We start from the raw sequence: 23,846 nt of genomic DNA, 5'->3' as shown, positions 1-23,846 counted from the left end.
ACCGACGGCAAGCGCGCGGCCCCATTGAGGCCACGCTTCGCCGCGAATAGCTTCCGACATCTCGGACTAGGAGACCTCGAGACCACATGGCCAAGATCACTCTGGTGGATGACGACGAGAACATCGTCACCTCCGTCAGCCTGGCTCTCGAAAGCCACGGCCACGCCATCAAGGCCTACTACGACGGCGCCGCCGGACTCGCCGCGCTGGAGAACGATCCTCCCGATCTCGCCATCCTCGACGTGAAGATGCCGCGGATGGACGGGATGGAGGTCCTGCGCCGACTGCGCCGCACCTCGGACATCCCGGTCATAATCCTCACGTCGAAGGACGAGGAGATCGACGAGATCCTGGGCTTCAACCTCGGCGCGGACGACTACATCCACAAGCCGTTCAGCCAGCGCCTGCTCATCGAACGGGTGAAGGCGGTGCTGCGACGGGCGGGCCGCGGTGAGGAGGACGCCGTCGCCGGCCCCGCCACGGCGGCCGAGGTGAGCGCCCGGGCGATCAAGCGCGGCAAGCTGACCCTGGACCCCGCCCGCCACGACTGCCTGTGGGACGGCAAGCCGGTGAAGCTCACTGTCACCGAATTCCTGCTCCTGCAGTCGCTCGCTCAGCGCCCAGGCTTCGTGAAGAGCCGCGACAACCTGATGGACGCGGCCTACGAAGACCAGGTCTATGTCGACGACCGTACGATCGACAGCCACATCAAACGCATGCGGAAGAAATTCCGCGAGGTGGACCCTGAGTTCGACGCGATCGAGACCCTCTATGGCGTCGGCTACCGCTACCGGGAAAGCTGAGCGGCGCAGGCTCAGGCCGTCGAAGGTGCGCTGGCTGCCGGGCTCCAAGCTCGGCCGGCTGATCCTTGCGCTGAACCTGCTGGGCCTGATGATCCTGGTGGTCGGCGCCCTGGTGCTCAACGAGTATCGGCAGGGCCTGGTCAACGCCCGCATCGATAGCCTGTCGGCGCAGGGCGAACTGATCGCCGACATCATCAACCGCGCCGCCACGGTAGGCGAGCCCGAGCCGGAAATGGACGCGGCTCTCGCCACCGAGATCATGCAGACCTTCAAGAGCCCGGAGACCCAGCGGGCCCGGCTCTTCGACGCCGACGGCCGCCTGGTCGCCGACACCGACCTCGTGGCCGACCGCGTGGAGTGGAAGGTGCTGCCGCCTGCCCGGGCCCGCGAGGAGGAGGGCGTGCGGCTGGACATCATTCCGCACAAGCCCGAACCCAGCGCCGCCGACGCCCAGAAGGCGCTGTCGGCCGAGGTCGAGCAGGCGTTGAAGGGGCGCCGCTGGTCCGGCATGCGGCGCGGGCCGGACGGCGACCGCGTGGTGTCGGTCTCGATCCCGATCCGTCACGTCCAGGCCGTGCTGGGCGTGATCACCCTGGAGGCCAGCGACGTCGACGAGATCATCGCCGGCGAGCGCCTGGCCCTGATCCCGTTCATCCTGATCGCCATCGGCGTCACCCTGGCCTCGTCCATCCTGCTGAACAGCCTGATCGCCCAGCCGGTGAACCGGCTGGCGCGGGCCGCCGACAGCGTGCGCCTCTCCCGGGCCCGCGCCATTTCCCTGCCTGATCTGGCCCGCCGGGACGACGAGATCGGCGGCCTGACCCGAAGCTTGGAGGACATGACGCATGCGCTGTCGGAGCGGATGGATGCGATCGAGGCGTTCGCCGCCGACGTCGCCCACGAGATCCGCAATCCGCTCACCTCCATGCGCTCGGCCGTGGAGACGCTGGACCTGATCACGGATCCCGCCGCCCGCGACCGGCTGCTGGGCATCCTGAAGAACGACGTCCAGCGGCTGGACCGGCTCGTCACCGACATCTCCAACGCCTCGCGGCTGGACGCCGAGCTTTCCCGCGACCAGCCGAAGATGATCGACCTGGGCCGTCTCGTCGCCGACATCACCAGCCTCTATCAGGCGACCGCCAAGAGCGGCGACGTCCGCGTCAGGCTCGAGATCGCGCCCGGCGTCGAGCCGATCCGCGTGCTGGGCCGGGAAGGTCCGCTCGGCCAGATCTTCCGCAACCTCATCGACAACGCCCGCTCGTTCAGCCCTCCGGGCGACGAGGTGACGGTGGCGCTGGGCCGCGGGCAGGGCCGGGTGGTCGCCACGGTGTCGGACAACGGTCCCGGCATCCCGTCAGAGAACCTGGAGACGGTCTTCGAGCGGTTCTACACGTCCCGGCCGAAGGGCGCGGCGTTCGGCGGAAACTCGGGCCTGGGGCTCTCCATCGCCCGCCAGATCGCCGAGGCCCACGGGGGCTCGCTGCAGGCCCAGAACCGGCTGGACGCAGAGGGCCGGGTCGGGGGCGCGATCTTCATCCTGACCCTGCCGGAGCCGACGCTGTGATCCGGCATGCGGGCCTGATCGCCCAGCGGGTCGGCGGCCGCTGGATCGGCGTGCTGATCGAGGGGCCCTCGGGGGCGGGCAAGAGCGACCTGGCGTTGCGGGCCATCGGGCAGGGCTTCCGGCTCGTCGCCGATGATCGGGTGGTGCTGTGGACGTCGGGCGGGCGCCTGTACGGCCGCGCGCCCGAGGCGCTTCACGGCCTGATCGAGGTACGTGGGCTGGACGTGATCCGCGCTGACGCGCTGTCCCTCGCGGAGGTGGGGCTCGTCGCCCGCCTGGGCGAGCCGGACCGCATCCCGGACCCTGAATTCCACGACATCCTTGGCGTGAGCATTCCGGCGATGACCACTTCCGCGTTTGAAGAGTCCGCGCCTGCGAAACTCAGTCGCGCGCTCTCAAGCTTTGACGCGGCGCACAACAGGCGTATTTAGCTCCGCTCGCGCCCCGGCTATGGCGCCATCGGGTGGGGATACCCCTTGGAACAACAGGCATGATCGGCCTCGTGATCGTTACCCACGGGCGACTGGCGGAGGAGTTCGTCTTCGCCATGGAGCACGTGGTCGGACCGCAGGCCGCCGTCGCGCGGCGATCTGCATCGGGCCGGACGACGACATGGAGCGTCGCCGGAAGGACATCCTGGAGGCCTGCGGCCGTGTGGATGCCGGCGCGGGCGTGATCCTGCTCACCGACATGTTCGGCGGTACGCCCTCGAACCTCGCCATCTCGGTAATGGAGCAGACGAAGGCCGAGGTGATCGCGGGGCTCAATCTGCCCATGCTAATCAAGCTGGCGAGCGTGCGGACCCGCTTCAGCCTCGAAGACTCGGTTGCAGCGGCGCAGGAAGCCGGGCGAAAGTACATCTCCGTCGCCTCCTATGTCCTGGCCGGAGAGAAGTGAGCTGAGCGAGACCGCCGTCACCCGCACCGTCGAGATCGTCAACAAGCGTGGGCTGCATGCCCGCGCCTCGGCGAAGTTCGTGAAGATGGCCGCCGGTTTCGACGCCGAGGTCCGGGTCTCGAAGGACGGCCAGACGGTCGACGCCCGTTCGATCATGGGCCTGATGATGCTGGCCGCCGCGCCCGGTTGCTGCATCGAGATCGAAGCCGAGGGCGACGAGGCCGAGCAGGCGGTCGCCGCCCTCGCCGACCTGGTCGCCGCGCGCTTCGACGAAGACGAGTAGGCGCGGGGTCGAGAGCGCGCTCGAGCGGCGAAACCGCTCACACTTTCGCCTAGCGCGCTCTAGGTCTTCAGCCGCCAGCCGGTCTTGAAGATCCACGCCACCGCCGCAAGGCAAAGCGCCAGGAACCCGAACGTGGCTGCCAGGCTCACGCCCACGCCCACGTCGGAGACGCCGTAGAACGCCCAGCGGAAGCCGCTGACCAGATAGACCACCGGGTTCACCAGGGCGACGTTGCGCCAGAACTCCGGCAGCATGTCGATGGAATAGAAGCTGCCGCCCAGGAAGGTCAGCGGCGTGACCACCAGGATCGGAATGATCGACAGCTTCTCCCAGCCGTCGGCCCAGATTCCCGTGAGAAAGCCGAAAAGGCTGAAGGTCGCGGAAGTCAGCACCAGAAAGGCCAGCATCACGAACGGGTGGGCGATGGAGAAGTCCACGAACAGCCGCGCCGTCGCCAGGATCACCAGGCCGAGGACGACCGACTTGGTGGCCGCGGCGCCGACGTAGCCCAGCACCACCTCGGCGGTGGAGATGGGCGCCGACAGGAGCTCGTAGATGGTGCCCGCGAACTTCGGCATGTAGATGCCGAACGAGCCGTTGGAGATGCTCTCGGTCAGGATCGAGAGCATGATCAGGCCGGGGATGATGAAGGCCCCATAACTCACACCGTCGATCTCGGGCATCCGGCGGCCAATCGCGGCGCCGAAGACGATGAAGTAGAGGGAGGTGGTGATAACCGGCGCTGCCAGGCTCTGGACGATGGTCCGGAACCAGCGCTGCATCTCGAACCGGTAGATGGCCTTGACGGCATGGACGTTCATGCGCGGCTCCTCACCAGGTTCACGAAGATTTCCTCGAGCGAGCTCTCCTGAGTCCGCAGGTCCTTGAAGTCGACGCCCTGCTCGGTGAGGCGTCGGATCAGGTCGGCGATGCCGGTGCGTTCGGCCTGGGCGTCGAAGGTGTAGACGAGCTCCGCGCCCTCGGCGGCGAGCTCCAGCTGGTAATTGTCGAGTCCCGGCGGCACCGCGGCCAGCGGCTCCTGCAGGTGCAGCGTCAGCTGCTTCTTGCCGAGCTTGCGCATGAGGACGTCCTTGTCCTCCACGAGGATCAGCTCGCCCCTGGAGATCACGCCGATGCGGTCGGCCATCTCCTCGGCTTCCTCGATGTAGTGGGTGGTCAAAATGACGGTCACGCCCTGTTCGCGCAGACCGCGGACCATCTCCCACATGTCGCGGCGCAGCTCGACGTCCACGCCGGCGGTCGGCTCGTCGAGGAACAGGATCGTGGGTTCGTGGGACAGGGCCTTGGCGATCATCACCCGGCGCTTCATGCCGCCGGACAGCGCCATGATCTTGGCGTCCTTCTTGTCCCAGAGACTGAGGTCCTTGAGGACCTTCTCCAGCAGGGCGTCGTTCGGCGGCTTGCCGAACAGGCCGCGGCTGAACTTCACCGTCGCCCAGACGGTCTCGAAGGCGTCGGTGGAGAGCTCCTGCGGCACCAGGCCTATCTTGGTGCGGGCGGCGCGATAGTCCTTGTGGATGTCATGCCCGTCGGCGACCACCTGGCCTCCGCTCGAGCGCACCAGGCCGCAGATGATCCCGATCAGCGTCGTCTTGCCCGCGCCGTTCGGCCCCAGCAGGGCGAAGATTTCGCCCTTGCGGATGTCGAGGTTCACGTCCTTCAGCGCCTGATGGCCCGAGGCATAGGTCTTCGACAGACCTTTCACTGAGATGATCGGATCCAAACGTCCCCTCCGGAGCCCCCCAGATAGGATCCGTAGGACGCTTAAGCTAGGCCCGCTCCGACACCTTCATGCCCATCGGCTTCATCTTCAGGTCCTCGAGCAGGGCCTCGTCGGCGCTTTTCTCGGGGTTGTTGGTGGTCAGCAGGCGGCCGCCGACGAAGATCGAGTTGGCGCCGGCCAGGAAGCACAGCGCCTGCAATTCCTTGCTCATGTGCTCGCGGCCGGCGGCGATCCGGACCATCGCCTTCGGGCAGACCAGGCGGGCGACGGCGATCATGCGGACGAACTCCAGCGGATCGACGGCCTTGCTCTCGCCCAGCGGCGTGCCGGGGATCGGCATCAGGTCGTTGATCGGGAGGCTTTCCGGGTGGGCCGGGAGGGTGGCGAGCTGGTGCAGCAGGCCGGCGCGGTCGCGGCGGGTCTCGCCCATGCCGACGATGCCGCCGCAGCAGGTGCTCATGCCGGCGTCGCGGACGGCGGCCAGGGTGTCGAGGCGATCCTGGTAGGTCCGGGTGGTGACGACCTTGTCGTAGTAGTCGGGGCCCGTATCGAGGTTGTGGTTGTAGTAGTCGAGGCCGGCGGCCTTGAGCGCCTTGGCCTGCTCGGGCGTCAGCATGCCGAGGGTGGCGCAGGTCTCGAGGCCCAGGGCCTTCACGCCGGAGATCATCGCGGCGACCTTCGGCAGGTCGCGGTCCTTCACGTCACGCCAAGCGGCGCCCATGCAGAAGCGCTGCGCGCCGCCGGCCTTGGCGTCGCGGGCGGCGGCGAGCACGGTTTCGGCGTCCATCAGTTTCGAGGCTGTGGTGGCGGTCTTGAAGTGCTGCGACTGGCTGCAATAGCCGCAGTTCTCGGGGCAGCCGCCCGTCTTGATGGACAGCAGCTGGGAGAGCTGAAGCTCGGTCGGGTCGAACCAGCGCCGGTGGACCTCGGCGGCGCGGAAGACGAGCTCGGTGAACGGCAGTTCGAACAGCGCCTCGACCTCCTCGAGCGTCCAGTCGTGGCGCGGCGCGCCGAAATCCTGGGCGGGGTCGACACGTCGGAATGGGGCGTTCATGAGGTCCTCCGAGCAGGGCGCCCGACTTAGCGGGGTTTCCCTTCGGTCAGCAACGGGTCACCAGCGAGGACGGCGATGGCGGCGGGCCGCGAGATTGAGCTGAAGTTCCTCTGTGCCACGGGCGACATGGATGCGGTCCTGGCCGCCGCCCCGCCGGGAGACGACGAGGTCCGCGAGATGGTTTCGACCTACTACGACACGCCGGACGGAGCCCTCGCGCGGGCCGAGGCCTCGTTCCGTGTGCGATCCGTGGGCGGCCGCTGGATCCAGACGCTCAAGCGCGGCAAGGGCTTCTCGCGCGAAGAGCATGAGGTGGAGGTCGCAGGGCCTGAACCCGACCTGACGATGCCGGCGTTGCGGGGGCTGCTCGACGCGGCGCAGGTCGACACGCTGTCGGAAGTCTCGGTTGCGCGGATCACGCGCCGGCAGCGGCTGATCGCGTTCGGCGGCGCCGAGATCGAGATCGCCGCCGACGTGGGCGAGGTCTCCGCCGCCGGGCGCGCCAGTCCGGTCAGCGAGATCGAGCTCGAGCTGAAGTCGGGACCGGAGGGCGCCTTGTTCGAACTGGCGCGCCTGCTGGCCCAGGCGGCGCCGCTGCATCCTTCCACCGAAAGCAAGGCCGCGCAGGGCCGCGCGCTGAGAGGCATATAAAGATTTCCTTATATGATTGTTGCTCCTTGGGCAGGTGGCGGCTATAGAGCGCGCCAAGACATTCCCACCGAGGACACCATGACCGACTACGTCGTGAAGGACATCGCGCTCGCCGACTGGGGCCGCAAGGAAATCGAGATCGCCGAGACCGAGATGCCCGGCCTCATGGCGGTCCGCGCCGAGTTTGCGAAGGCCCAGCCGCTGAAGGGCGCCCGGATCGCGGGCTCCCTGCACATGACCATCCAGACCGCCGTGCTCATCGAGACGCTGCAGGCGCTGGGCGCGGAGGTCCGCTGGGCCTCGTGCAACATCTTCTCGACCCAGGACCATGCCGCCGCCGCCATCGCGGTGAAGGGCACGCCGGTGTTCGCCATCAAGGGCGAGACGCTGATCGAGTACTGGGAGTACGCTCACAAGATCTTCGAGTGGCACGATGGCGGCTACCCGAACCTGATCCTCGACGACGGCGGCGACGCCACCCTGCTCTGCGTGCTGGGTCCGAAGGCCGAGGCTGATCCCTCGGTGCTGAACAACCCGCAGAACGAGGAGGAGGAGGCGCTCTTCACCGTTATGAAGCGCTACCTCAAGGAAAAGCCGGGCTTCTATTCGGCCATCCGCGCGGCCTGTAAGGGCGTCTCGGAAGAGACCACCACGGGCGTGCATCGCCTGTACCAGATGGCCGAGCGCGGCGAGCTGCCGTTCCCGGCGATCAACGTCAACGACAGTGTGACCAAGTCGAAGTTCGACAATCTCTACGGCTGCCGCGAGAGCCTTGTGGACGCGATCCGCCGCGGCACCGACGTGATGCTGGCCGGCAAGACCGCCGTGGTCCTGGGCTATGGCGACGTCGGCAAGGGCTCGGCCGCCTCGCTGCGCAACGGCGGCGCGCGCGTCATGGTCACCGAGATCGACCCGATCTGCGCCCTGCAGGCGGCGATGGAAGGCTATGAAGTCGTGACCATGGAAGACGTCGCCGACAAGGCCGACATCTTCGTCACGGCGACCGGCAACAAGGACGTGCTGACCGTCGACCACATGCGGCGGATGAAGAACAACGCCATCGTCTGCAACATCGGCCACTTCGACTCCGAGATCCAGATCGCGGGCCTGCGCAACTTCAAGTGGGACGAGATCAAGCCGCAGGTCCACCACGTGGAGTTCCCGGACAGCAAGAAGATCATCGTGCTGTCGGAGGGGCGCCTGGTGAACCTGGGGAACGCCACGGGCCACCCGAGCTTCGTGATGTCGGCCTCGTTCACCAACCAGACGCTGGCCCAGATCGAGCTGTGGACCAACGGCGCCAAGTACGAGACCAAGGTCTACACGCTGCCCAAGCACCTCGACGAGAAAGTGGCCTTCCTTCACCTCGAGAAGCTGGGCGCCAAGCTCACCAAGCTGTCGAAGGACCAGGCCGACTACATCGGCGTGACCGTCGAGGGCCCGTTCAAGCCCGAGCACTATCGCTACTAGTCATCTCTCCAGATGCATGACGGAAGGCCTCCCGGCGCGAGCCGTGGGGGCCTTCTTCGTTTCCGGTAACGCGTCGTCCGTCATCCGCTGCTAAGCTGCGCCATGCCCCTGGCGCTCGTCCTGTCCTCGTTCGTGGCCGCCAGCCGCATCGGCGGCGGCGCCCAGCAGTACGTGCTGGCGGCGCACAAGATCGATCCTGTGCTGGCGCCCACCGTGATGTTCGGCCGGAGTCCCGCGAAGGGCGCGCAGGGCGAAGTCACCTCGCCCGAGGTGCTGGCCCGCATGCTGGCCGACATCGAGGCCGACGCGGTCTTCGGCCTCGTCGACCTGGTGGTCACCGGCCACTTCTCGCTGCCGGAGCAGGTGGAGATCGCCGCTGGCGTGCTGGAACGGGTGCGCGCCGCCAACCGTGAGGGCGCCTACGCCGACCGGCCGGTGGTCGTGGTCGACCCGGTCATGGGGGACCTGCCCAAGGGCCTGTACGTGAGGCCTGAGGTGGCGGAGGTGCTGGCCCGACGCCTCGTGCCCGTGGCCGACTGGATCACCCCGAACGTCTGGGAGCTGTCGCACCTGACCGGGCGTCCGGTGCGCGACGCCGCCGAGGCTGTCGCCGCGGCGCGCGCCCTGGGCAAGGGCGCCCTGGTGACGTCCGTCCCGATGGCCCAGGACGAGATCGGCCTGCTGTTCGTGACGCCTGAGACGGCCGTGCTGTTCAGCCACCAGAAAGTGGAGCGAATGCCCAACGGCACCGGAGACCTCGTCGCCGCAAGCTTCGGCGCGGGTCTCGTGGAAGGTCTGGCGCCGGAAGCCGCCGCCCACCGGGCGGCCCGCGCGGCGGCGGAGACAGTGGAGGCGACGCTGGCCTGGCGGGCGCAGGAACTGCCGATCGTCGCGCTTGCCGACCGGCTCGTGTCGCCGCGCGCCGAGGTGCGCATCCAGCGGCTTTGATCCCGGGCGGTTGATTTCCCCGCGTCGCAGGGGCATGCCCGACCCATGGCTGAGACGGCGGCCGTCTTCCGGATCGAGGGGCGCGTGCAGGGCGTGGGCTACCGCTGGTGGGCGGCGGGCCAGGCGCGGTCGCTGTCCCTGCGCGGCTGGGTGCGCAACCGGCGCGAGGGCTGGGTCGAGCTGATGGCGATCGGCGGCGCGGACGCGGTGGCGGCGCTGGAACGCGCCTGCGCCCGCGGGCCTGAAGCGGCGCGGGTGACGGCGGTGATCCGCGCAGAGGCCGACGACGACGGCAGCGTGGACTTTTCGGAGAAGGCGACGGTCTGATGGTGGAGATCTCCGGTTTCGCGCCATCGCGCTTCAGCCAGGTGAAGGACGCCTTCGCCGCGAACTTCGAGGCCGGCGAGGAGCTGGGCGCGCGCTTCACCCTCGTCGAGGCAGGCGAGGTGGTGCTGGACCTTTGGGCGGGGCACGCCGACCGCAAGCGCACGCGGCCGTTCGACGACCAGACGCTGACCTGCATCTTCTCGACCACCAAGGCGCTGGCGGCGATGCTGACGGCCCGGCAGGTGGACGCGGGCAAGCTCGACTACGGCCAGCGCGTCGCCGAGCTGTGGCCTGAGTTCGCCCAGGCCGGCAAGGAGACCATCACCGTCGAGCAGGCGCTGTCGCATCAGGCGGGTCTGTCCGGCTTCGTCGAGCCCATGGAGCCGTCGCTCTGGGTCGACTGGGAGGCCATCACCGGCAAGCTGGCGGCCATGTCCCCGCTGTGGCCGCCGGGGACCGCCAGCGGCTACCACCCGATCACCTTCGGCTACCTGGCCGGCGAGCTGTTCCGGCGCACCGACGGCCGGATGATGGGCGACGCGCTGCGCGAGGACTTCCACGAGCCTTTCGGCCTCGACCTGTGGATCGGCCTGCCCGAGAGCGAGTTCGGCCGGTTAGCCGAGCTGCAGCGGCCGAGCGCCCTGCCGCAATTCGGCGAGATCAACGAGGCGACGCGCGCGGCCTTCCTGAGCCCCTGGTCTTCGGTCGGCGGCGTGCCGGCGGAGGTCTGGCGCAAGACCCAGGTCCCGTCCGCCAACGGCTACGCCACGGCCCATTCCCTGGCGCGGCTGATGGGCGCGCTGGCTGACGACGGGTGGCTCGGCGGCGAGCAGATCCTGTCGCCGGCGCTGATCGCCGAGATGTCGCGCGAGCGGGTCCGCGGCCAGGACCTGGTGCTGCCGTTCGACATGAGTTGGGGCGCGGGCGTCATGCGCAACGCGCCCAACCATCCCTGGGGCCCCGGTGCGCTGACGTTCGGTCACTCCGGCTGGGGCGGCAGTTGCGGCTTCGCCGATCCCGAACGAAGGCTTGGCGGCGCCTATGTCATGAACAAGCAGGGCGTGGCGCTGATGGGCGATGCGCGCCCCCGGCGGCTCATCGAGGCCGCCTATAAGGGCCTGTAGTTCGGCCCCCGGCACGGGCGTCTCGCCCCTTGCGCGAGCTGCCGGCGGACCTTGCGCGCTCCGGTGGGAGCGCATCTCTGGTTGAAACCGGAACACCGCAGGTACTCTTACCCAAAATGTGCGCAACCGGAGGTAACTCGCGGCCTGAACATTTGCAGCTATGCCTAGATAAACTATGAGATTAATACGTCATTAGTGCCACATATCTCACACCTCGAGCCGTAACGCGGTTCGAATCGGACGACGGCGTCCGACTTCGACGCGGCTTGAGGACTGCACATGCTCGGACGCAAAACCTCATATGCCTTTCGCCCGGATGCGCTGCTGGGGGCGCTGAATCGCTCGCTCGCCATCATTGAGTTCGACCCCACCGGCAAGATCCTGGCGGCTAACGCCAACTTCTGCGCGGCGATCGGTTACGAGGCCTCGGAGATCATCGGCCGGCATCACAGCATGTTCGTCGAGCCCGAGTACGCACAGTCCGCCGAGTACAAGGCGTTCTGGAAGAAGCTCGCCGACGGCGAGTTCGACGCGCGCGAGTACAAGCGGATCGGCAAGGGCGGCCGCGAGGTCTGGATCCAGGCCAGCTACAATCCGGTGCGCAATGGCGCCGGCAAGGTCGTGGGGGTCGTCAAGGCGGCGACGGACATCACCGAGGCCAAGCTGCGCAACGCCGAGTTCGAGGGGAAGCTGAACGCCATCTCCCGAGCCCAGGCGATCATCGAGTTCGAAACCGACGGAACGATCATCACGGCCAACGATGCGTTCCTGTCGACGGTGGGCTACAGCCTCGCGGAGATCCGGGGCCGGCAGCACCGGATGTTCGTCGAGCCCGCCTATGCGGAGTCCGCCGAGTACGCCGATTTCTGGCGCAAGCTGAACGCCGGTGAGTTCGTCGCGGCCGAGTTCAAGCGCTTCGGCAAGAACGGCCGCGAGGTGTGGATCAGCGCGTCCTACAACCCGATCTTCGACATGAACGGACGGGTGATGAAGGTGGTGAAGTTCGCCACCGACGTGACCGCTCGTGTAAACGCGGTGCAGGGCGTCGGGGAAGGGCTGGCGGCTCTCGCCGCCGGCCAGCTCACGCGCCGGCTGGAGACCCGATTCCCGCCCGAGTACGAGAAGCTTCGCTCGGACTACAACAGCGCCATGGAGACGCTGGAGCAGGCCATGCGGGTCATCAACGGCGCGGCGCACGGAATCCGCTCGGGCACCGACGAGATCAGCCGCGCCTCGGACGATCTCGCCCGCCGCACCGAACAGCAGGCCGCCTCGCTCGAGGAAACCGCCGCAGCGCTGGATGAGATCACCGCCGCCGTGCGGACCACGGCCGACGGCGCGAAACACGCCCAGCAGGTGGTCTCCAGCGCCAAGGACGAGGCCGAGCATTCGGGCGAAGTCGTGCGCGAGGCGATCGCCGCGATGGGCGAGATCGAACGGTCCTCCAACGAGATCAGCCAGATCATCGGGGTGATCGACGAGATCGCGTTCCAGACCAACCTGCTGGCGCTGAACGCCGGCGTGGAAGCCGCTCGCGCCGGCGACGCCGGCAAGGGCTTCGCGGTCGTGGCCTCGGAAGTCCGCGCGCTGGCCCAGCGCTCGGCCGACGCCGCCAAGGAGATCAAGGCCCTGATCTCGACCTCCACCAGCCAGGTCTCCGAGGGCGTGAGCCTCGTGGACCGCACCGGCTCGGCGCTGCAGCGGATCGTCGCCCAGGTGGCAGAGATCAACACGGCCGTGACCGAGATCGCCGCCTCGGCGCAGGAGCAGTCCACGGGCCTCCAGCAGGTGAACACCGCGGTGAACCAGATGGATCAGGCGACGCAGCAGAACGCGGCCATGGTGGAGCAGTCCACCGCCGCCAGCCACAGCCTGGCCCAGGAAACCGAGGAGATGGCCAGGCTGATCAGCCGCTTCGAAGTCGGCGGAGCGCCGGCCGAGGCCGCAGCCGAGGAGCGACGCCCCGCGCCTGCCCGGGTCGTGGCCCTGAAGTCGGTGTCGACCCACGGAACGGGCGGCGGCGCGCTGAGGAAGGCTGCGGAGCCCGCCGCCGCCGAGTGGGAAGCGTTCTAGCCGGGCCAGGGCGGCGGACGCAGACGGCCGCCGCGCCTGAACCTCAGGCCGATCGGCCGGACATCCGGCCTTGCAGGATCACCGCGCCGGCAAGGACGCCTGCAACGAGGTAGCCGGTCACCTGCCACGCGCTGCTGTAGTGCGCGCCGGTCGCCGGATAGGTGGCGATGCGCCCGAGGTTGAGCAGCGCGTGGAAGAGTACGGCGGTGACCAGCGCCCCGCCGCTGAGGTTGTAGAGCCAGCCGATCAGCACCCGCAGCGCGACCGCGCCCACCGCCCAGCCCGCCATGTCCGCCGGCGTCGCGCCGATCGCTTGCATCGAGGGCAGGTGGCCCACCCACCAGGGGCCAGAGAGGATCAGGCTGGCGCCGATCGGCCCCCAGCGTTGCTGCAGCGGATCGAACGCATAGCCCATCCAGCCGACCTCCTCCCCCGCCGCGAGCACCAAGAACAGCGCGAACAGAAAGACGAGACGGACCAGGTCCAGCGGCGGGCCTTGGCCGCCGCCCATCGCTCGCATCACCAGCCAGGTGAGCAGATAGATTGCCGGCGCCAGGACCGCGGACAGGGCAAGATGCCGGGCCCGCAGCGACGTCGGGTCGAACGCCTGGCGAAGCAGCGACATCGCCGCTCGCCACCCCTCGCGCCAGGTCACCAGGATCAGGGCGGCGGCCATCGGCGTGAACGCCAGCACAAGGTCGCTGACCGGTATGCGCAGCGATCCCATCACGCCGAACCGCTCGCTGGCCAGCCATACGGGCAGGGCCAGCGCCAGCAGGAGCGCGAAGAACAGCAGGGGTGATCGCCGCTCGACCAATTTGGGTCCATGATCAGGATCGGGGCCGGCCAAGCATGGGCCGGGGCCGGCCGGGGAATCAAGGCGGCGGAGCCAGGGCCGATGGCGGATCAACTTCGGGCGCGACCGCCCCGCGGAGCCGCATCGGCGGCGGCGTTCTTCGCCCTCACCGCTCTCCTGACCGTGCCGTTCTGGCTCGCGAGCGCGCGCAGCGAGGTGCTGCTTCTCCCGGGCCTCCCGCTGGCCGGACTGGCGGTGATCTGCCCGGCCACGGCGGCGGCGGCCCTCTGCTGGCGAGCAGGCGGACCTGCGGCGGTTCGGGCGCTCCTGGCGCGGGTGTGGGACGGCCGCCGCGCGCCGCGGGCCTGGTGGGGACCGGCGGTGCTGATCCAGCCTGCTGTCGCCCTCGCGGCGTTCCTCATCCTGCGGCTCGGCGGCAGCGACCTGCCGACCCCCGACATCGCTCCCGCATCCATGATCGCGCTCTTCGCGCTGTTCCTGCTGGGCGGCCTGGCCGAGGAGCTCGGCTGGTCGGGCTATGCGACGCCGAGGCTTCAGGCGCGGTACGGCCCGCTGGCTGCGGGGCTGATCATCGGCCTGGCTTGGGCCCTATGGCACTATCCGGCGCTGCTGCAGGTGGGCCGCTCCTTGGCCTGGATCGCATGGTGGACGCTCGGCGCCGTGGCGGCGCGGGTGGTGATGGTCTGGCTGTTCAACGGCGCCGGCGGCAGCGTGCTCGCGGTCGCGGTCTTTCACGCGATGTCGAACCTGAGCTGGCAACTGGCGCCCGGCGGGGCCACGCGGTTCGACCCGCGCCTGGACGCGCTGTTGATGAGCGGTGTCGCGGCGGCTGTCACGCTCTGGGCTATGCGTCGTCGGCCCCGTCCACGGCCCGGGTGACCAGATCGCGCCACGTCGGGTCGGTGTCGTCGACCAGATCGACGTCTTCGAGCAGGGCCACGGCGCCCTCGCCATCCGGCAGGATGAGGCCCAGCACTTCCATGGTCTCGCCGTCGGGGCCCACGTGGGCCTCGGCCTGAACGGCGACGGCGGCCTGTTCCCCGTCTTCCTCCCACCAGATCACCGGCTGTGGCAGTTCCATGTCGAGCGGGCGAGGATCGCCCGTCTCGCCCAGAGCGAAGACGGCGCGGCGGGCCTGGACGTCCTCCAGTGTCGCGACCCGTCCGGCGAACGGTTGCAGGCGGCCCCAGTCGTCGACATCAAAGCCGCCGCCGTCCTCGTCCTCATGCTGTTTCATGGCTCTCGCGCCCGTTCTTTGTCCTGGCCGTCCGTCACGTCATCTGCCCCAGGCTCATGGGAAAAGACAGGGACAAGAGGAGACGCCCGGTGAGCTACGACCTGCCCAACACCTCGCACGACCTTTCTGGCCAGACGGCCCTGATCACCGGCGCCTCGTCGGGGCTTGGGCGGCGGTTCGCCCGCGTGCTCGCCTCCTGCGGCGCCAAGGTGGCGGTGGCTGCGCGGCGCGCGGACCGGCTGGACGAGCTGGTGGCCGAGATCGAGGCAGCCGGCGGTCAGGCCGCGTCGGTGGTGGTCGACATGGCCGAGGCAGAGGCCCTGCCGCGGGCGGTGGACGTGGCGGAGGACGCCCTGGGGCCGGTGAGCATCCTCGTCAACAACGCCGGCATCCCCCGACGCCCAGCGGGCGCACAAGATGCCGCTCGAGCTGATCGACCGGGTTCTGGACGTCAACGTGCGGGCGCCGTTCGTCCTCTCGTGCGAGGTGGCCAAGCGGCTGATCGCGGCCGAGCGGCAGGGCCGGATCGTCAACATCGCGTCGATCGCGGCCTTCAACTACAGCGGCAACGGCGCGGCGCTCTATTCGGTCAGCAAGGCCGCCGTGGTGCGGATGACCGAGGCGCTGGCGGTGGAGTGGGCCAGGTTCGGCATCAATGTGAACGCCATCGCGCCGGGGGCTTTCAAGTCGGAGATGATGGACGGGATGCTCGAGCGGATGGGCGACATCTCGCAGCACATGCCGCGCAAGCGGATCGGCGATCCGGCGCAACTGGACTCGACCCTGCTGTACCTCGTCTCGCCGGCGTCGGACGCCGTGACCGGAACCTGCATCAAGGTGGATGACGGCCAGGGGAGCCGCTAAGGCGGGGCATGGCCCCTGACCGACTGACCTTTCGCCCAGCCAAGGCCGCGGACGTTCCGGCGATGCACCATCTGGTGGAGGCGGCCTATCGCGGCGACAGCGCGCGTGCCGGTTGGACCCACGAGGCCGACCTGCTGGAGACCCCCGGACCAGCACGGAGGAACTGGCCGCGGCGATCGCCGACCCGAACGAGGTGGTGCTGCTGGCCTGCGAGGGCGCAGCCCTCGTGGGCTGCGTGCGTGTCAGTCGCGTCGCCCCCGAGATGGCCTATTTCGGCATGCTGACGGTACGGCCGACGCGGCAGGCGGGCGGCCTCGGTCGGGCGCTGATCGCCGCCGCCGAAGCCTGGGCCGCCGAGCGCTGGGGCGCGCGCGCGATGGAGCTGTCGGTCGTTTCGGTCCGCACCGAGCTCATCGCCTACTACGAGCGGCGCGGCTACCGGCTGACGGGCCAGAGCAAGCCGTTCCCGGAAGTGCTCGACCCGCCGCTGGTGCTGGCGGTGATGGAGAAGCCGCTCGCCTAGAAGCGACGCGTATAGGCGATGCTCCAGACGTCGTCGGTGGGCGCGCCCTTGTAGTCCTGGCGGACGTAATCGACCCGCACGCCATTGCTGGCGTCGAAGAAGTACTGGCCGCCGACGCCGAGGTTCAGTGAGGTGGCGTCGTCCTTGTAGGTGATCCGCGAGCGGTCGGGGGTCAGGTCGGTGGCGCTCTTGAACCAGGTGGAGCCGTAGCCGACGCGGGCGAACAGGTCTGCCTGCGGCGAGAGGGGCAGGTAGCCCACGGCATAGGCGGCGAGTTCGTGGCGCAGTTCGCGCTTGATGTAGCCGGGCGGGCTGACCGCGATGTCGACCTTGTCGGATTTCACACCGAAGCCATACTCGCCCTCGACGCCGAAGTAGGCGCCAAAGCGGGTCCCGAGCCGGAGCTGGACCGCGCCCAGATCACTGTCATCCTTCTGGCCGTAGCCGGCCGAGCCGTAGATATGCGGCGCCGACGTCTGGGCGACGGCCGAGCCGGCGAGAGCGCAGGCGTACGCGGCGGCGGCCGCCGCAAGCAGGCGGGCGGACAGGCTCATGGTCATCTCCTCGAACAAGCTGCGCCAACGGTCGATGGCGGACACAGCCCATTTGGGGGATGAAACCGGGCTACAGTGTGGCGTTGTATTCGGCGGCGGTTTCGCGCCTAAGGCGCGGGTTCAGGCGGCGACAGCCCAGGGGCGGGCAAGGCCAAGCGCCTCGACGCAGGCCTGGACGTCTGCGACGAGCATCGGCTTCGCGAGGAAGGCGGTGAAGCCCTGCTCGAGGAAGACGTCGGTGCGGCTGGAGACCAGTGCGGCGGAGGTGGCGACCACGGGCAGGTGACGGGTCTCCGGCATCGCGCGGATCGCGGCCAGCAGACCAAGGCCGTCGATGCCGGGCATGCGCAGATCGGTGACCACGAGGTCGAAGCCCTGCTCGTGCAGGCGCGCCAGGGCGTCGGCGCCGGACGCCGCGCCGATGGTCCGCAGGCCCGCGGCCTGCAGCATCAGCTCCAGGACGAGGCGGTTGGCGTCGTTGTCGTCGACCACGAGCGCGATCGGCGTCTCGGATATGGTCATCGGAACCTCCGTGACAGTCGTCTGCCATGACAGATGCGCCGAGGATCTGACGCCGAACAGGTCGGGCCCTACTCAAGTTGGGGGCGTGCGCCGCCAGCCAAGGTTGCAGCCTGTGCGGCGGTCCTCCTGCCGAGGGGCGAAGCAAGCGCGGCCGTGCGGCGCCACGCCGCACGGTCATCCCGCCTATTCCGCGGCCTGCGCCTCGGCCACCGGCGTCACCGCCGCGGGCGTGCGGCTCCGGCGCCAAGCGGCGTACGCGAAGGTCGCCGCGCCGAACCAGATGAACACGAACGAGAGCGCCCGCAGCGGCGTGAAGTGCTCACCTTGCATCAGGCCGAAGCCGAAGCTGATGGTGGGCGCTATGAACTGGAGGAAGCCCATGGCCGACAGCGGCACGCGCCGGGCCGCCCAGGCAAACAGCACCAGCGGCACGGCGGTGATCGGGCCCGAGGCGACAAGCCAGGCGATGCTGATCGCGCTGTCGGTGAAGTGCCCGAGGCCGGCGGTCTCCAGCCAGACGATGTAGGCCAGGCTAGGCAGGCCGAGGATCAGGCATTCCACCAGGAGGCCCGTCTGCGCGTCGGCGGCCACCTGCTTGCGAACCACGCCATACCCGCCGAAGCTGAGGGCGAGGACGAGCGAGACCCAGGGCAGGTGACCGAGGGCGACGGCCTGAACCACCACGCCGATCAGGGCCAGGCCGATGGCGACCTTTCCGAGACCCGGGATCCGCTCCCGGAACAGCAGGGCGCCGGCGGCCATGTTGACCAGCGGATTGATGTAGTAGCCGAGGCTGGTTTCCAGCAGCCGGCCCGAGTTCACGGCCCAGATGAAGACGACCCAGTTCAGCGCGATGAGCAGGGACGAAAGTCCCAGCCATGCCAGCACCCGCGGACGGCGGAGCACGCTCAGCACCTGCCGGAACTGGCCGGCCACCAGCACGAACAGCGCTGCGGCGGGGATGCTCCAGACGATGCGCTGGGCGAGTATCTCCCATGGTCCTACGCCGAGGCGGCCGATGGCCTGGAAGGCCAGCGGTACGAAACCCCAGATGAGGTAGCAGGCGATCCCCGCCGTCAGCGCCAGGCGGGACTCGCCGCCGGGCGCCGACGACGAAGGCATTCTAGACGAGGGCCTTCTGGCGGATCAGGCCGCGCTGGTGCAGCAGTTCGGCGATCTGAACAGCGTTGAGCGCAGCGCCCTTCCGCAGGTTGTCGGCCACCACCCACATGGACAGACCGTGCTCGACCGTGTCGTCCTTGCGGATGCGGCTGACGAAGACCGGGAACTCGCCCTGGGCCTCCTTCGGCGTGATGTAGCCCGTGGGCTCGTGCTTATCGACGACCACCAGCCCCGGCGACTCGCGAAGGATCTCGCGCGCCTCGTCCTCGTCGAGCGGGTTCTCGAACTCGATGTTGACCGCTTCGGAGTGGCCGACCATCACCGGCACGCGCACGCAGGTGACCGTCAGCTTGATGGCCGGGTCGATAATCTTGTGGGTCTCGTTCCACATCTTGGCTTCCTCGTCGGTGAAGCCGTCGTCGCGGAACGCGCCGATGAAGGGGATCACGTTGAACGCGATCTGCTTGGGGAACTTCTTGGGCTCGGGGGCGCCCAGGACGAAGACGCCCTTGGTCTGGTCCCAGAGCTCGTCCATGCCTTCCTTCCCGGCTCCGGAGACCGACTGGTAGGTCGCCACCACCACGCGCTTGATCTTCGCCCGGTCATGCAGCGGCTTCAGGGCCACGACGAGCTGAGCGGTCGAGCAGTTCGGATTGGCGATGATGTTCTTGCGGCTCGCCCACTCCACGTCGTCCGGGTTCACTTCCGGCACGATGAGCGGGACGTCCGGGTCCATGCGCCAGGCCGACGAGTTGTCGATGACGATCGGGCCGGCCGCGCCGATCTTCGGCGCCCACTCCTTGGAGAAGCCGCCGGAGACGCTCATCAGGACCACGTCGACCTTGGAGAAGTCGAACTGCTCGACGTCCTCGCAGGCGATGTTCTGATTGCCGAAAGAGACGAGCTGGCCGATGGATTTCCGCGAGGCGATCGCGTGAATCTTCTCCACGGGGAAGTTCACTTCCTCGAGGATGTTCAGCATTTCGCGGCCCACGTTGCCCGTGGCGCCGACCACGGCGACCCGGTAACCCATCTCAATTCTCCAAAAGAAAGCCCGAACGACTTGCCGGGCCGGTCCCGTTACGCCTTGCGTTTCCCCAAGGCAAGGCAGCGATCCTCAACCCCTCATCAGATAGGCTCACGCACGTCTGGCGCAATTCAGCCGCGGCATGACGTGCGAGGTAATGGCCAAGGTTCGGGCCGACGGGACAGGGAAGATCTCATGACCACAGGCATGCCGTTCTCCGATCTGATGGGCGTCGAGATCGTGGAGCGGTCGAAGGAGCGCGTGATCGGGCCCTCGCGGTGCGCGACGACCTCTGCACGGCGGGCGGCATCCTGCACGGCGGCGCTTTCATGGCATTTGCGGACGCCTTGGGCGCGATCGGCGCGGTCATGAACCTCGGCGCCGGCGCCCGGACGACGACGCTGGAGAGCAAGACCAACTTCCTGCGCGCGGCTCCGGTCGGCTCGACGGTGCAGGGCGAGGCCACGCCGCTGCATGTGGGCCGCCGCTCCAGCGTCTGGCAGACGCGGATCACCGGCTCTGACGGCAAGCTGCTGGCGATGGTCACCCAGACCCAGATGACCCTCGAGGCCTGACAGCCGGGATCACGCGGCGTAGCGGGCGCTTACCTTGCGCAGGCCGTCCAGCATGAGCCGGGCCGCTTCCGACGGCAGGTCGGGGTTCATCAGCAACCGCCAGGACTGCACATGGACGCCGACGGCTGCGCGATCGTACGCGCCTCCGGTCCGCAGATGGTCGACGAGGTCGCACAGGCTGCCCAGCGCCTCGTCGGCGGCGGGCAGACCGCAGACCGCGCCTGCGCCGATCCCGCGGACGGCGATGGCGTACAGATCGGCGAGGCCTGCATCGTCGAACGCGGGGTCGAGGCGATCCAGAGCGGCCTCGGCGAACTCCAGCAGCGCGGTGAGTTCGGCGACGCACGTCGGCTTCAAGGTGTCGAGGTTGTCCTGGGCGCGCTCCAGCGCCTCGGCGACCGTCAGCCCGCCAGGCGTCTTGATGAGCTCAGCCAACCGGACTTTCGGGAAGACGAACCGGACGCTGGTCATGAGGCCTGCCGGATTTCGGGCGGGGTCTCGGGTGATGTCTGCGCGGCGGCTTCCGCGGCCGCCGCGGCGGCGAGATCCTCCCGGCGACGGCCGACGCCGCCGGGAGGCCCGTCGTTGCGGAAACGGCGATCGGGCCCGACATAGCCCCCGGAAAACAGGAACGGCCGGCCCTCCTTGGCGACCCAGAGGATGCGCTCGAGCATCACCTTCGGCGCGATCGGCTTCTTGATGATGATATGGCCGCCGCAGTCGCGGGCCCGGGCCACGTCGCTGGCCGGCGTGTGGGCGGTGGTGATCAGCACCGGGGTGTAGCAGTTGGGCTCCTTAGCCTCGGTCCGCAACCAGCGAACGAAGTCGTAGCCTCGCCCCGAGGGCGCCATGCCGTCGACGATGGCAAGGTCGAGCTCGTAATTCGAAGCGACCTGCTCTGCCTGCTCCACGGTGGCGCAGCGATAGAGGGTCTTGGCCCCCAGCCCCGTCACGATCTGGACCAGGATCGACATGCCCAGGGGCGTGTCGTCCAGCAGCATGACCGCGGCGCGCTCGAGGTTGAAGCGCGCGCGCGAAGCGGCATCGAGCGACATGGCGCTGTCCCTGGCCTCCGCGCACCGGCCGCCGGTGCGGCCTCATCAGTCGCGAGGTTCGACCCGTGACGTTAACAGTGAATTTCCGACCTTTTCTGCAACACAACCAGCGGGCGAAAATACGCAATCGGAGATGGCCCCTCGCCCCAAAATGGGTAACGACCGGGTTAGTTGACTCCGTCAAGCTTCAAGCGCCACAGTGGCGGCATGACGGCTTCGCGAGACACTGTGGCGGTCATACGCCGCTTCAACCGCTTCTACACCCGCGCCATCGGCGTGATGGACAAGGGCCACGTCGGCAGCCCCTACACGCTCGCCGAGACGCGGACGCTGTACGAGATTGCGACCTCAGGCGGCGTGACGCCCAAACTCGTATCCGAACGCACTGGCCTGGACGCCGGCTACCTGAGCCGGATCCTGAAGCGTCTCGAGCGTGACGGTCTGATCGTACGCGAGCGATCGGACGTGGATGGCCGCAGTGTGGTGATCCGGCCAAGCGGGCGCCGGCGCGGCGCTGATGGAGATGCTTCAGCAGCGGTCCGCCGCCCACGCTGAGGCGCTGATCGCCAACCTGTCCGCTGACCAGCGGGCTGAGCTCACACGCGCGTTGGAGACGGTGGAGCGGCTCCTGCACGGCGCGCCGCGGCCGGAGCCCTGGATCCTGCGCGCGCCCCGAACCGGCGACTACGGCTGGATCGTCCAGGCGCACGGCGAGCTCTATGCGCGCGAGTACGGGTGGGACGCCCGGTTCGAGGCGATGGTCGCCCGCATCGTGGCCGAGCTGATCGACGCTTTCGATCCGGAGCGTGAGCGCGTCTGGATCGCCGAACAGGCGGGCCGGAACGTCGGCTCCATCGTCCTGGCCAAGGGGGATGACGACACCGCCAAGCTGCGGCTGTTGCTGGTGGACCCTTCGGCGCGCGGCACGGGCCTTGGCCGGCGCCTGGTCGATGCCTGCATCGCCGAGGCGCGGGCCGTAGGCTACCGGCGGATGACGCTCTGGACGCAAAGCATCCTCGTGGCCGCCCGGAGGATCTATGCGAGCGCCGGCTTCGAGCTGAAGGAGAGCTGGCCGAACCGCGACTTCGGCGGCTACGGCCTAACCAGCGAGCGCTGGGACCTGGACCTCTAGCCAGCCATCTTCAGGATGGCGTCCCACTCGGCGGCGGTGACCGGCGAGACCGACAGGCGCGACTGGCGGATCATGGCCATGTCGGCGAGCGCTGGCTCGGCCTTCATCTGCTGCAGGGTGACGGGAGTCTTCAGCGGCCGCACCGGCGTGAGCTCGACGGCGACGAAGCGGCCCGAGGGGTCGCTCGCGTCCGGGAAGGCTTCCTTGGCCACCTTGGCGATCCCCACGACCGCCAGGCCTTCCTGGGAGTGGTAGAAGAGCACCTCGTCGCCGACCTTCATGGCCTTGAGGTGCAGGGCGGCGGCGTTGTTGCGCACGCCGTCCCAGACGGTGCGGCCGTCCCGCTGCAGGTCCTCGAAGCTGTAGGTGTTGGGCTCCGACTTCACGAGCCAGCCTGCCATCTTCCGCCCCCTCTAGAGCTCGGCGAGCACCGCGTCTCCCATCTGCGCGGTGGTGAGCTGGCCGCCAAGGTCCGGCGTGCGCGCGCCCTTGTCCAGCGCCCGCTCGACGGCGGCGAACAGGCGGTCGGCCAGGTCAGCGCGGTCCAACGACCAGCGCAGCGCCATTTCGAACGACAGGATGGCGGCCAGCGGATTGGCGATCCCCTTGCCCGCGATGTCGGGCGCCGAGCCGTGGATGGGTTCGTAGAGGCCGGGCGCGCCGGGAACCCCCAGGGCCGCCGACGGCAGCATGCCGAGCGAGCCGGTGAGCTGGGCCGCGGCGTCCGACAGGATGTCGCCGAACAGGTTGTCGGTCAGCAGGACGTCGAACTGCTTCGGCGCCTTGACGATCTGCATGGCGGCGTTGTCGGCGAGGATGTGGGTCAGCTCGACGTCGGCGTACTCGCGCCTGTGCAGGTCGGTGACCACCTCGCGCCAGAGCAGGCCGGAATCCATGACGTTGGACTTCTCGGCGCTGGCCACCTTGTTGCGCCGGCCGCGGGCCAGTTCGAAGGCGACGCGGGCGACACGCTCGATCTCGGAGGTCGTATAGACCTGGGTGTCGACGGCGCGCTTCCCGCCGCCGGGCAGGTCTTCGATGAACCGCGGCTCGCCGAAATAGATGCCGCCCGTCAGTTCGCGGACGATCATGATGTCCAGGCCCTCGACCAGCTCGCGCTTGAGGCTGGACGCGTCGGCGAGGGGGCCGAAGCAGAGCGCCGGCCGCAGGTTGGCGAACACACCCATGCCGGCACGCAGGTTCAGCAGGCCGGCCTCCGGCCGCTTGTCGCGCGGGACGCCGTTCCACTTCGGCCCGCCGACCGCGCCCATCAGCACGGCGCGGGCGGCCTTGGCGGCGGCCAGCGCCTCGTCGGTGAGCGGAACGCCGTGGGCGTCGTAGCTCGCGCCACCGAACGGCCGCTCGTCGATCGAGAGTTCGGGCGCGAGCGCCTGCGCCACGCGGCGCACCTCGGCGGTCACTTCCGGCCCGATCCCGTCGCCGGGCAGGAGCAGCAAGTCGGTCATGGTCGTCCCTG

At 68.8% G+C, this 23,846-nt stretch carries 28 protein-coding genes and 2 pseudogenes; 17 read left to right on the top strand and 13 right to left on the bottom strand.

The window, feature by feature from the left end:
• Positions 1 to 86 precede the first annotated feature (86 nt).
• From LRS10_RS06390 to LRS10_RS06370, 5 genes and pseudogenes are all read left to right on the top strand, one after another.
• A complete protein-coding gene (locus tag LRS10_RS06390; RefSeq protein WP_257836527.1) occupies positions 87 to 803 on the top strand; it encodes a response regulator transcription factor in 717 nt (238 codons plus the stop codon).
• On the top strand, positions 772 to 2,370 hold the full coding sequence (locus LRS10_RS06385; protein WP_257836526.1) for a sensor histidine kinase: 1,599 nt from the start codon (positions 772 to 774) through the stop codon (positions 2,368 to 2,370). Before LRS10_RS06390 ends, LRS10_RS06385 begins: the two co-directional genes overlap by 32 nt.
• On the top strand, positions 2,367 to 2,801 hold the full coding sequence (locus LRS10_RS06380) for an HPr kinase/phosphorylase (RefSeq protein ID WP_257836525.1): 435 nt from the start codon (positions 2,367 to 2,369) through the stop codon (positions 2,799 to 2,801). The genes LRS10_RS06385 and LRS10_RS06380 overlap by 4 nt, the downstream gene beginning before the upstream one ends.
• A gap of 59 nt (positions 2,802 to 2,860) precedes the next feature.
• A pseudogene (locus tag LRS10_RS06375) lies at positions 2,861 to 3,267 on the top strand (PTS sugar transporter subunit IIA).
• Positions 3,245 to 3,550 (top strand): HPr family phosphocarrier protein, encoded by a 306-nt coding sequence (locus LRS10_RS06370; protein ID WP_257836524.1) that lies wholly within the window; start codon positions 3,245 to 3,247, stop codon positions 3,548 to 3,550. The pseudogene LRS10_RS06375 and the gene LRS10_RS06370 overlap by 23 nt, the downstream one beginning before the upstream one ends.
• 59 nt (positions 3,551 to 3,609) lie before the next feature.
• Here the strand turns inward: LRS10_RS06370 and LRS10_RS06365 are convergent, their stop codons facing one another.
• Genes LRS10_RS06365 through bioB form a run of 3 tightly spaced genes read right to left on the bottom strand, consistent with a single transcriptional unit; the run spans position 3,610 to position 6,348 of the window.
• Entirely contained in the window at positions 3,610 to 4,371 is a 762-nt protein-coding gene (locus LRS10_RS06365) for an ABC transporter permease (protein ID WP_257836523.1), read from the bottom strand.
• Positions 4,368 to 5,294 carry an ABC transporter ATP-binding protein gene (locus LRS10_RS06360; protein WP_257836522.1) on the bottom strand — a complete coding sequence of 309 codons (927 nt, stop codon included), beginning with the start codon at positions 5,292 to 5,294 and terminating at the stop codon, positions 4,368 to 4,370. Before LRS10_RS06360 ends, LRS10_RS06365 begins: the two co-directional genes overlap by 4 nt.
• 46 nt (positions 5,295 to 5,340) lie before the next feature.
• Positions 5,341 to 6,348, bottom strand: a complete 1,008-nt coding sequence (gene bioB / locus LRS10_RS06355; protein WP_257836521.1) for a biotin synthase BioB — start codon at positions 6,346 to 6,348, stop codon at positions 5,341 to 5,343.
• 75 nt (positions 6,349 to 6,423) lie between these two features.
• On the opposite strand from bioB, the gene LRS10_RS06350 reads away from it, so the two are divergent.
• The 6 genes from LRS10_RS06350 (at position 6,424) to LRS10_RS06325 (ending at position 12,941) form a co-directional block, all read left to right on the top strand.
• Positions 6,424 to 6,999, top strand: a complete 576-nt coding sequence (locus LRS10_RS06350) for a CYTH domain-containing protein (RefSeq protein ID WP_257836520.1) — start codon at positions 6,424 to 6,426, stop codon at positions 6,997 to 6,999.
• Positions 7,000 to 7,077: 78 nt separating this feature from the next.
• Positions 7,078 to 8,469 carry an adenosylhomocysteinase gene (gene ahcY, locus LRS10_RS06345; RefSeq protein WP_257836519.1) on the top strand — a complete coding sequence of 464 codons (1,392 nt, stop codon included), beginning with the start codon at positions 7,078 to 7,080 and terminating at the stop codon, positions 8,467 to 8,469.
• 102 nt (positions 8,470 to 8,571) lie between these two features.
• A complete protein-coding gene (locus LRS10_RS06340) occupies positions 8,572 to 9,417 on the top strand; it encodes a PfkB family carbohydrate kinase (RefSeq protein WP_257836518.1) in 846 nt (281 codons plus the stop codon).
• A gap of 45 nt (positions 9,418 to 9,462) precedes the next feature.
• On the top strand, positions 9,463 to 9,744 hold the full coding sequence (locus tag LRS10_RS06335) for an acylphosphatase (RefSeq protein ID WP_257836517.1): 282 nt from the start codon (positions 9,463 to 9,465) through the stop codon (positions 9,742 to 9,744).
• Complete coding sequence (locus LRS10_RS06330; protein WP_257836516.1) at positions 9,744 to 10,868, top strand: serine hydrolase domain-containing protein; 1,125 nt, start codon at positions 9,744 to 9,746, stop codon at positions 10,866 to 10,868. The genes LRS10_RS06335 and LRS10_RS06330 overlap by 1 nt, the downstream gene beginning before the upstream one ends.
• Before the next feature lie 279 nt (positions 10,869 to 11,147).
• Positions 11,148 to 12,941 carry a PAS domain-containing methyl-accepting chemotaxis protein gene (locus LRS10_RS06325; protein ID WP_257836515.1) on the top strand — a complete coding sequence of 598 codons (1,794 nt, stop codon included), beginning with the start codon at positions 11,148 to 11,150 and terminating at the stop codon, positions 12,939 to 12,941.
• Positions 12,942 to 12,984: 43 nt separating this feature from the next.
• Here LRS10_RS06325 and LRS10_RS06320 read toward each other — a convergent pair whose 3' ends face one another.
• Positions 12,985 to 13,758 carry a CPBP family intramembrane glutamic endopeptidase gene (locus LRS10_RS06320; protein WP_257836514.1) on the bottom strand — a complete coding sequence of 258 codons (774 nt, stop codon included), beginning with the start codon at positions 13,756 to 13,758 and terminating at the stop codon, positions 12,985 to 12,987.
• An 81-nt stretch (positions 13,759 to 13,839) separates the two neighbouring features.
• On the opposite strand from LRS10_RS06320, the gene LRS10_RS06315 reads away from it, so the two are divergent.
• Entirely contained in the window at positions 13,840 to 14,637 is a 798-nt protein-coding gene (locus LRS10_RS06315) for a CPBP family intramembrane glutamic endopeptidase (protein ID WP_257836513.1), read from the top strand.
• Here the strand turns inward: LRS10_RS06315 and LRS10_RS06310 are convergent.
• Positions 14,603 to 14,995, bottom strand: a complete 393-nt coding sequence (locus LRS10_RS06310; RefSeq protein WP_257836512.1) for a hypothetical protein — start codon at positions 14,993 to 14,995, stop codon at positions 14,603 to 14,605. The genes LRS10_RS06315 and LRS10_RS06310 overlap by 35 nt on opposite strands.
• A 56-nt stretch (positions 14,996 to 15,051) precedes the next feature.
• Between LRS10_RS06310 and LRS10_RS06305 the strand changes: the two are divergent.
• A pseudogene (locus tag LRS10_RS06305) lies at positions 15,052 to 15,859 on the top strand (SDR family NAD(P)-dependent oxidoreductase).
• A gap of 112 nt (positions 15,860 to 15,971) precedes the next feature.
• Positions 15,972 to 16,382, top strand: coding sequence for a GNAT family N-acetyltransferase (locus LRS10_RS06300; RefSeq protein WP_257836511.1), 411 nt, complete (start codon positions 15,972 to 15,974; stop codon positions 16,380 to 16,382).
• Here the strand turns inward: LRS10_RS06300 and LRS10_RS06295 are convergent.
• The 4 genes from LRS10_RS06295 to LRS10_RS06280 form a co-directional block, all read right to left on the bottom strand.
• Positions 16,379 to 16,936 carry a porin family protein gene (locus LRS10_RS06295; RefSeq protein ID WP_257836510.1) on the bottom strand — a complete coding sequence of 186 codons (558 nt, stop codon included), beginning with the start codon at positions 16,934 to 16,936 and terminating at the stop codon, positions 16,379 to 16,381. The genes LRS10_RS06300 and LRS10_RS06295 overlap by 4 nt on opposite strands.
• Positions 16,937 to 17,056: 120 nt before the next feature.
• Positions 17,057 to 17,458, bottom strand: coding sequence for a response regulator (locus LRS10_RS06290; RefSeq protein WP_257836509.1), 402 nt, complete (start codon positions 17,456 to 17,458; stop codon positions 17,057 to 17,059).
• A gap of 183 nt (positions 17,459 to 17,641) precedes the next feature.
• On the bottom strand, positions 17,642 to 18,580 hold the full coding sequence (gene rarD / locus LRS10_RS06285; protein WP_257836508.1) for an EamA family transporter RarD: 939 nt from the start codon (positions 18,578 to 18,580) through the stop codon (positions 17,642 to 17,644).
• A gap of 1 nt (position 18,581) precedes the next feature.
• Positions 18,582 to 19,613 carry an aspartate-semialdehyde dehydrogenase gene (locus LRS10_RS06280; protein ID WP_257836507.1) on the bottom strand — a complete coding sequence of 344 codons (1,032 nt, stop codon included), beginning with the start codon at positions 19,611 to 19,613 and terminating at the stop codon, positions 18,582 to 18,584.
• Positions 19,614 to 19,885: 272 nt separating this feature from the next.
• On the opposite strand from LRS10_RS06280, the gene LRS10_RS06275 reads away from it, so the two are divergent.
• Positions 19,886 to 20,182 (top strand): PaaI family thioesterase, encoded by a 297-nt coding sequence (locus LRS10_RS06275; protein WP_257836506.1) that lies wholly within the window; start codon positions 19,886 to 19,888, stop codon positions 20,180 to 20,182.
• Between the two features lie 9 nt (positions 20,183 to 20,191).
• On the opposite strand, the gene LRS10_RS06270 is transcribed toward LRS10_RS06275, so the two are convergent.
• The gene (locus tag LRS10_RS06270; protein ID WP_257836505.1) at positions 20,192 to 20,653 is read right to left on the bottom strand and encodes a hypothetical protein; all 462 of its coding nucleotides are present in this window, start codon (positions 20,651 to 20,653) and stop codon (positions 20,192 to 20,194) included.
• On the bottom strand, positions 20,650 to 21,237 hold the full coding sequence (locus LRS10_RS06265) for a response regulator (protein WP_257836504.1): 588 nt from the start codon (positions 21,235 to 21,237) through the stop codon (positions 20,650 to 20,652). Before LRS10_RS06265 ends, LRS10_RS06270 begins: the two co-directional genes overlap by 4 nt.
• Positions 21,238 to 21,444: 207 nt before the next feature.
• Here LRS10_RS06265 and LRS10_RS06260 point away from each other — a divergent pair, with 207 nt between their 5' ends.
• Together LRS10_RS06260 and LRS10_RS06255 are read left to right on the top strand one after the other, a co-directional pair.
• Positions 21,445 to 21,792: a MarR family winged helix-turn-helix transcriptional regulator gene (locus LRS10_RS06260; protein ID WP_257836503.1), complete on the top strand. Its 348-nt coding sequence runs from the start codon at positions 21,445 to 21,447 to the stop codon at positions 21,790 to 21,792.
• Complete coding sequence (locus LRS10_RS06255; RefSeq protein ID WP_257836502.1) at positions 21,755 to 22,369, top strand: GNAT family N-acetyltransferase; 615 nt, start codon at positions 21,755 to 21,757, stop codon at positions 22,367 to 22,369. Before LRS10_RS06260 ends, LRS10_RS06255 begins: the two co-directional genes overlap by 38 nt.
• Here LRS10_RS06255 and LRS10_RS06250 read toward each other — a convergent pair.
• Both LRS10_RS06250 and leuB read right to left on the bottom strand, forming a co-directional pair.
• Positions 22,366 to 22,770 (bottom strand): EVE domain-containing protein, encoded by a 405-nt coding sequence (locus LRS10_RS06250; protein WP_257836501.1) that lies wholly within the window; start codon positions 22,768 to 22,770, stop codon positions 22,366 to 22,368. The genes LRS10_RS06255 and LRS10_RS06250 overlap by 4 nt on opposite strands.
• A gap of 12 nt (positions 22,771 to 22,782) precedes the next feature.
• A complete protein-coding gene (gene leuB, locus LRS10_RS06245) occupies positions 22,783 to 23,835 on the bottom strand; it encodes a 3-isopropylmalate dehydrogenase (protein ID WP_257836500.1) in 1,053 nt (350 codons plus the stop codon).
• Positions 23,836 to 23,846: the final 11 nt, after the last annotated feature.

This window comes from Phenylobacterium sp. J426 (genome assembly GCF_024699945.1).
Taxonomy (GTDB): domain Bacteria; phylum Pseudomonadota; class Alphaproteobacteria; order Caulobacterales; family Caulobacteraceae; genus Phenylobacterium.
This window is presented reverse-complemented; position numbering and strand designations above follow the sequence as displayed.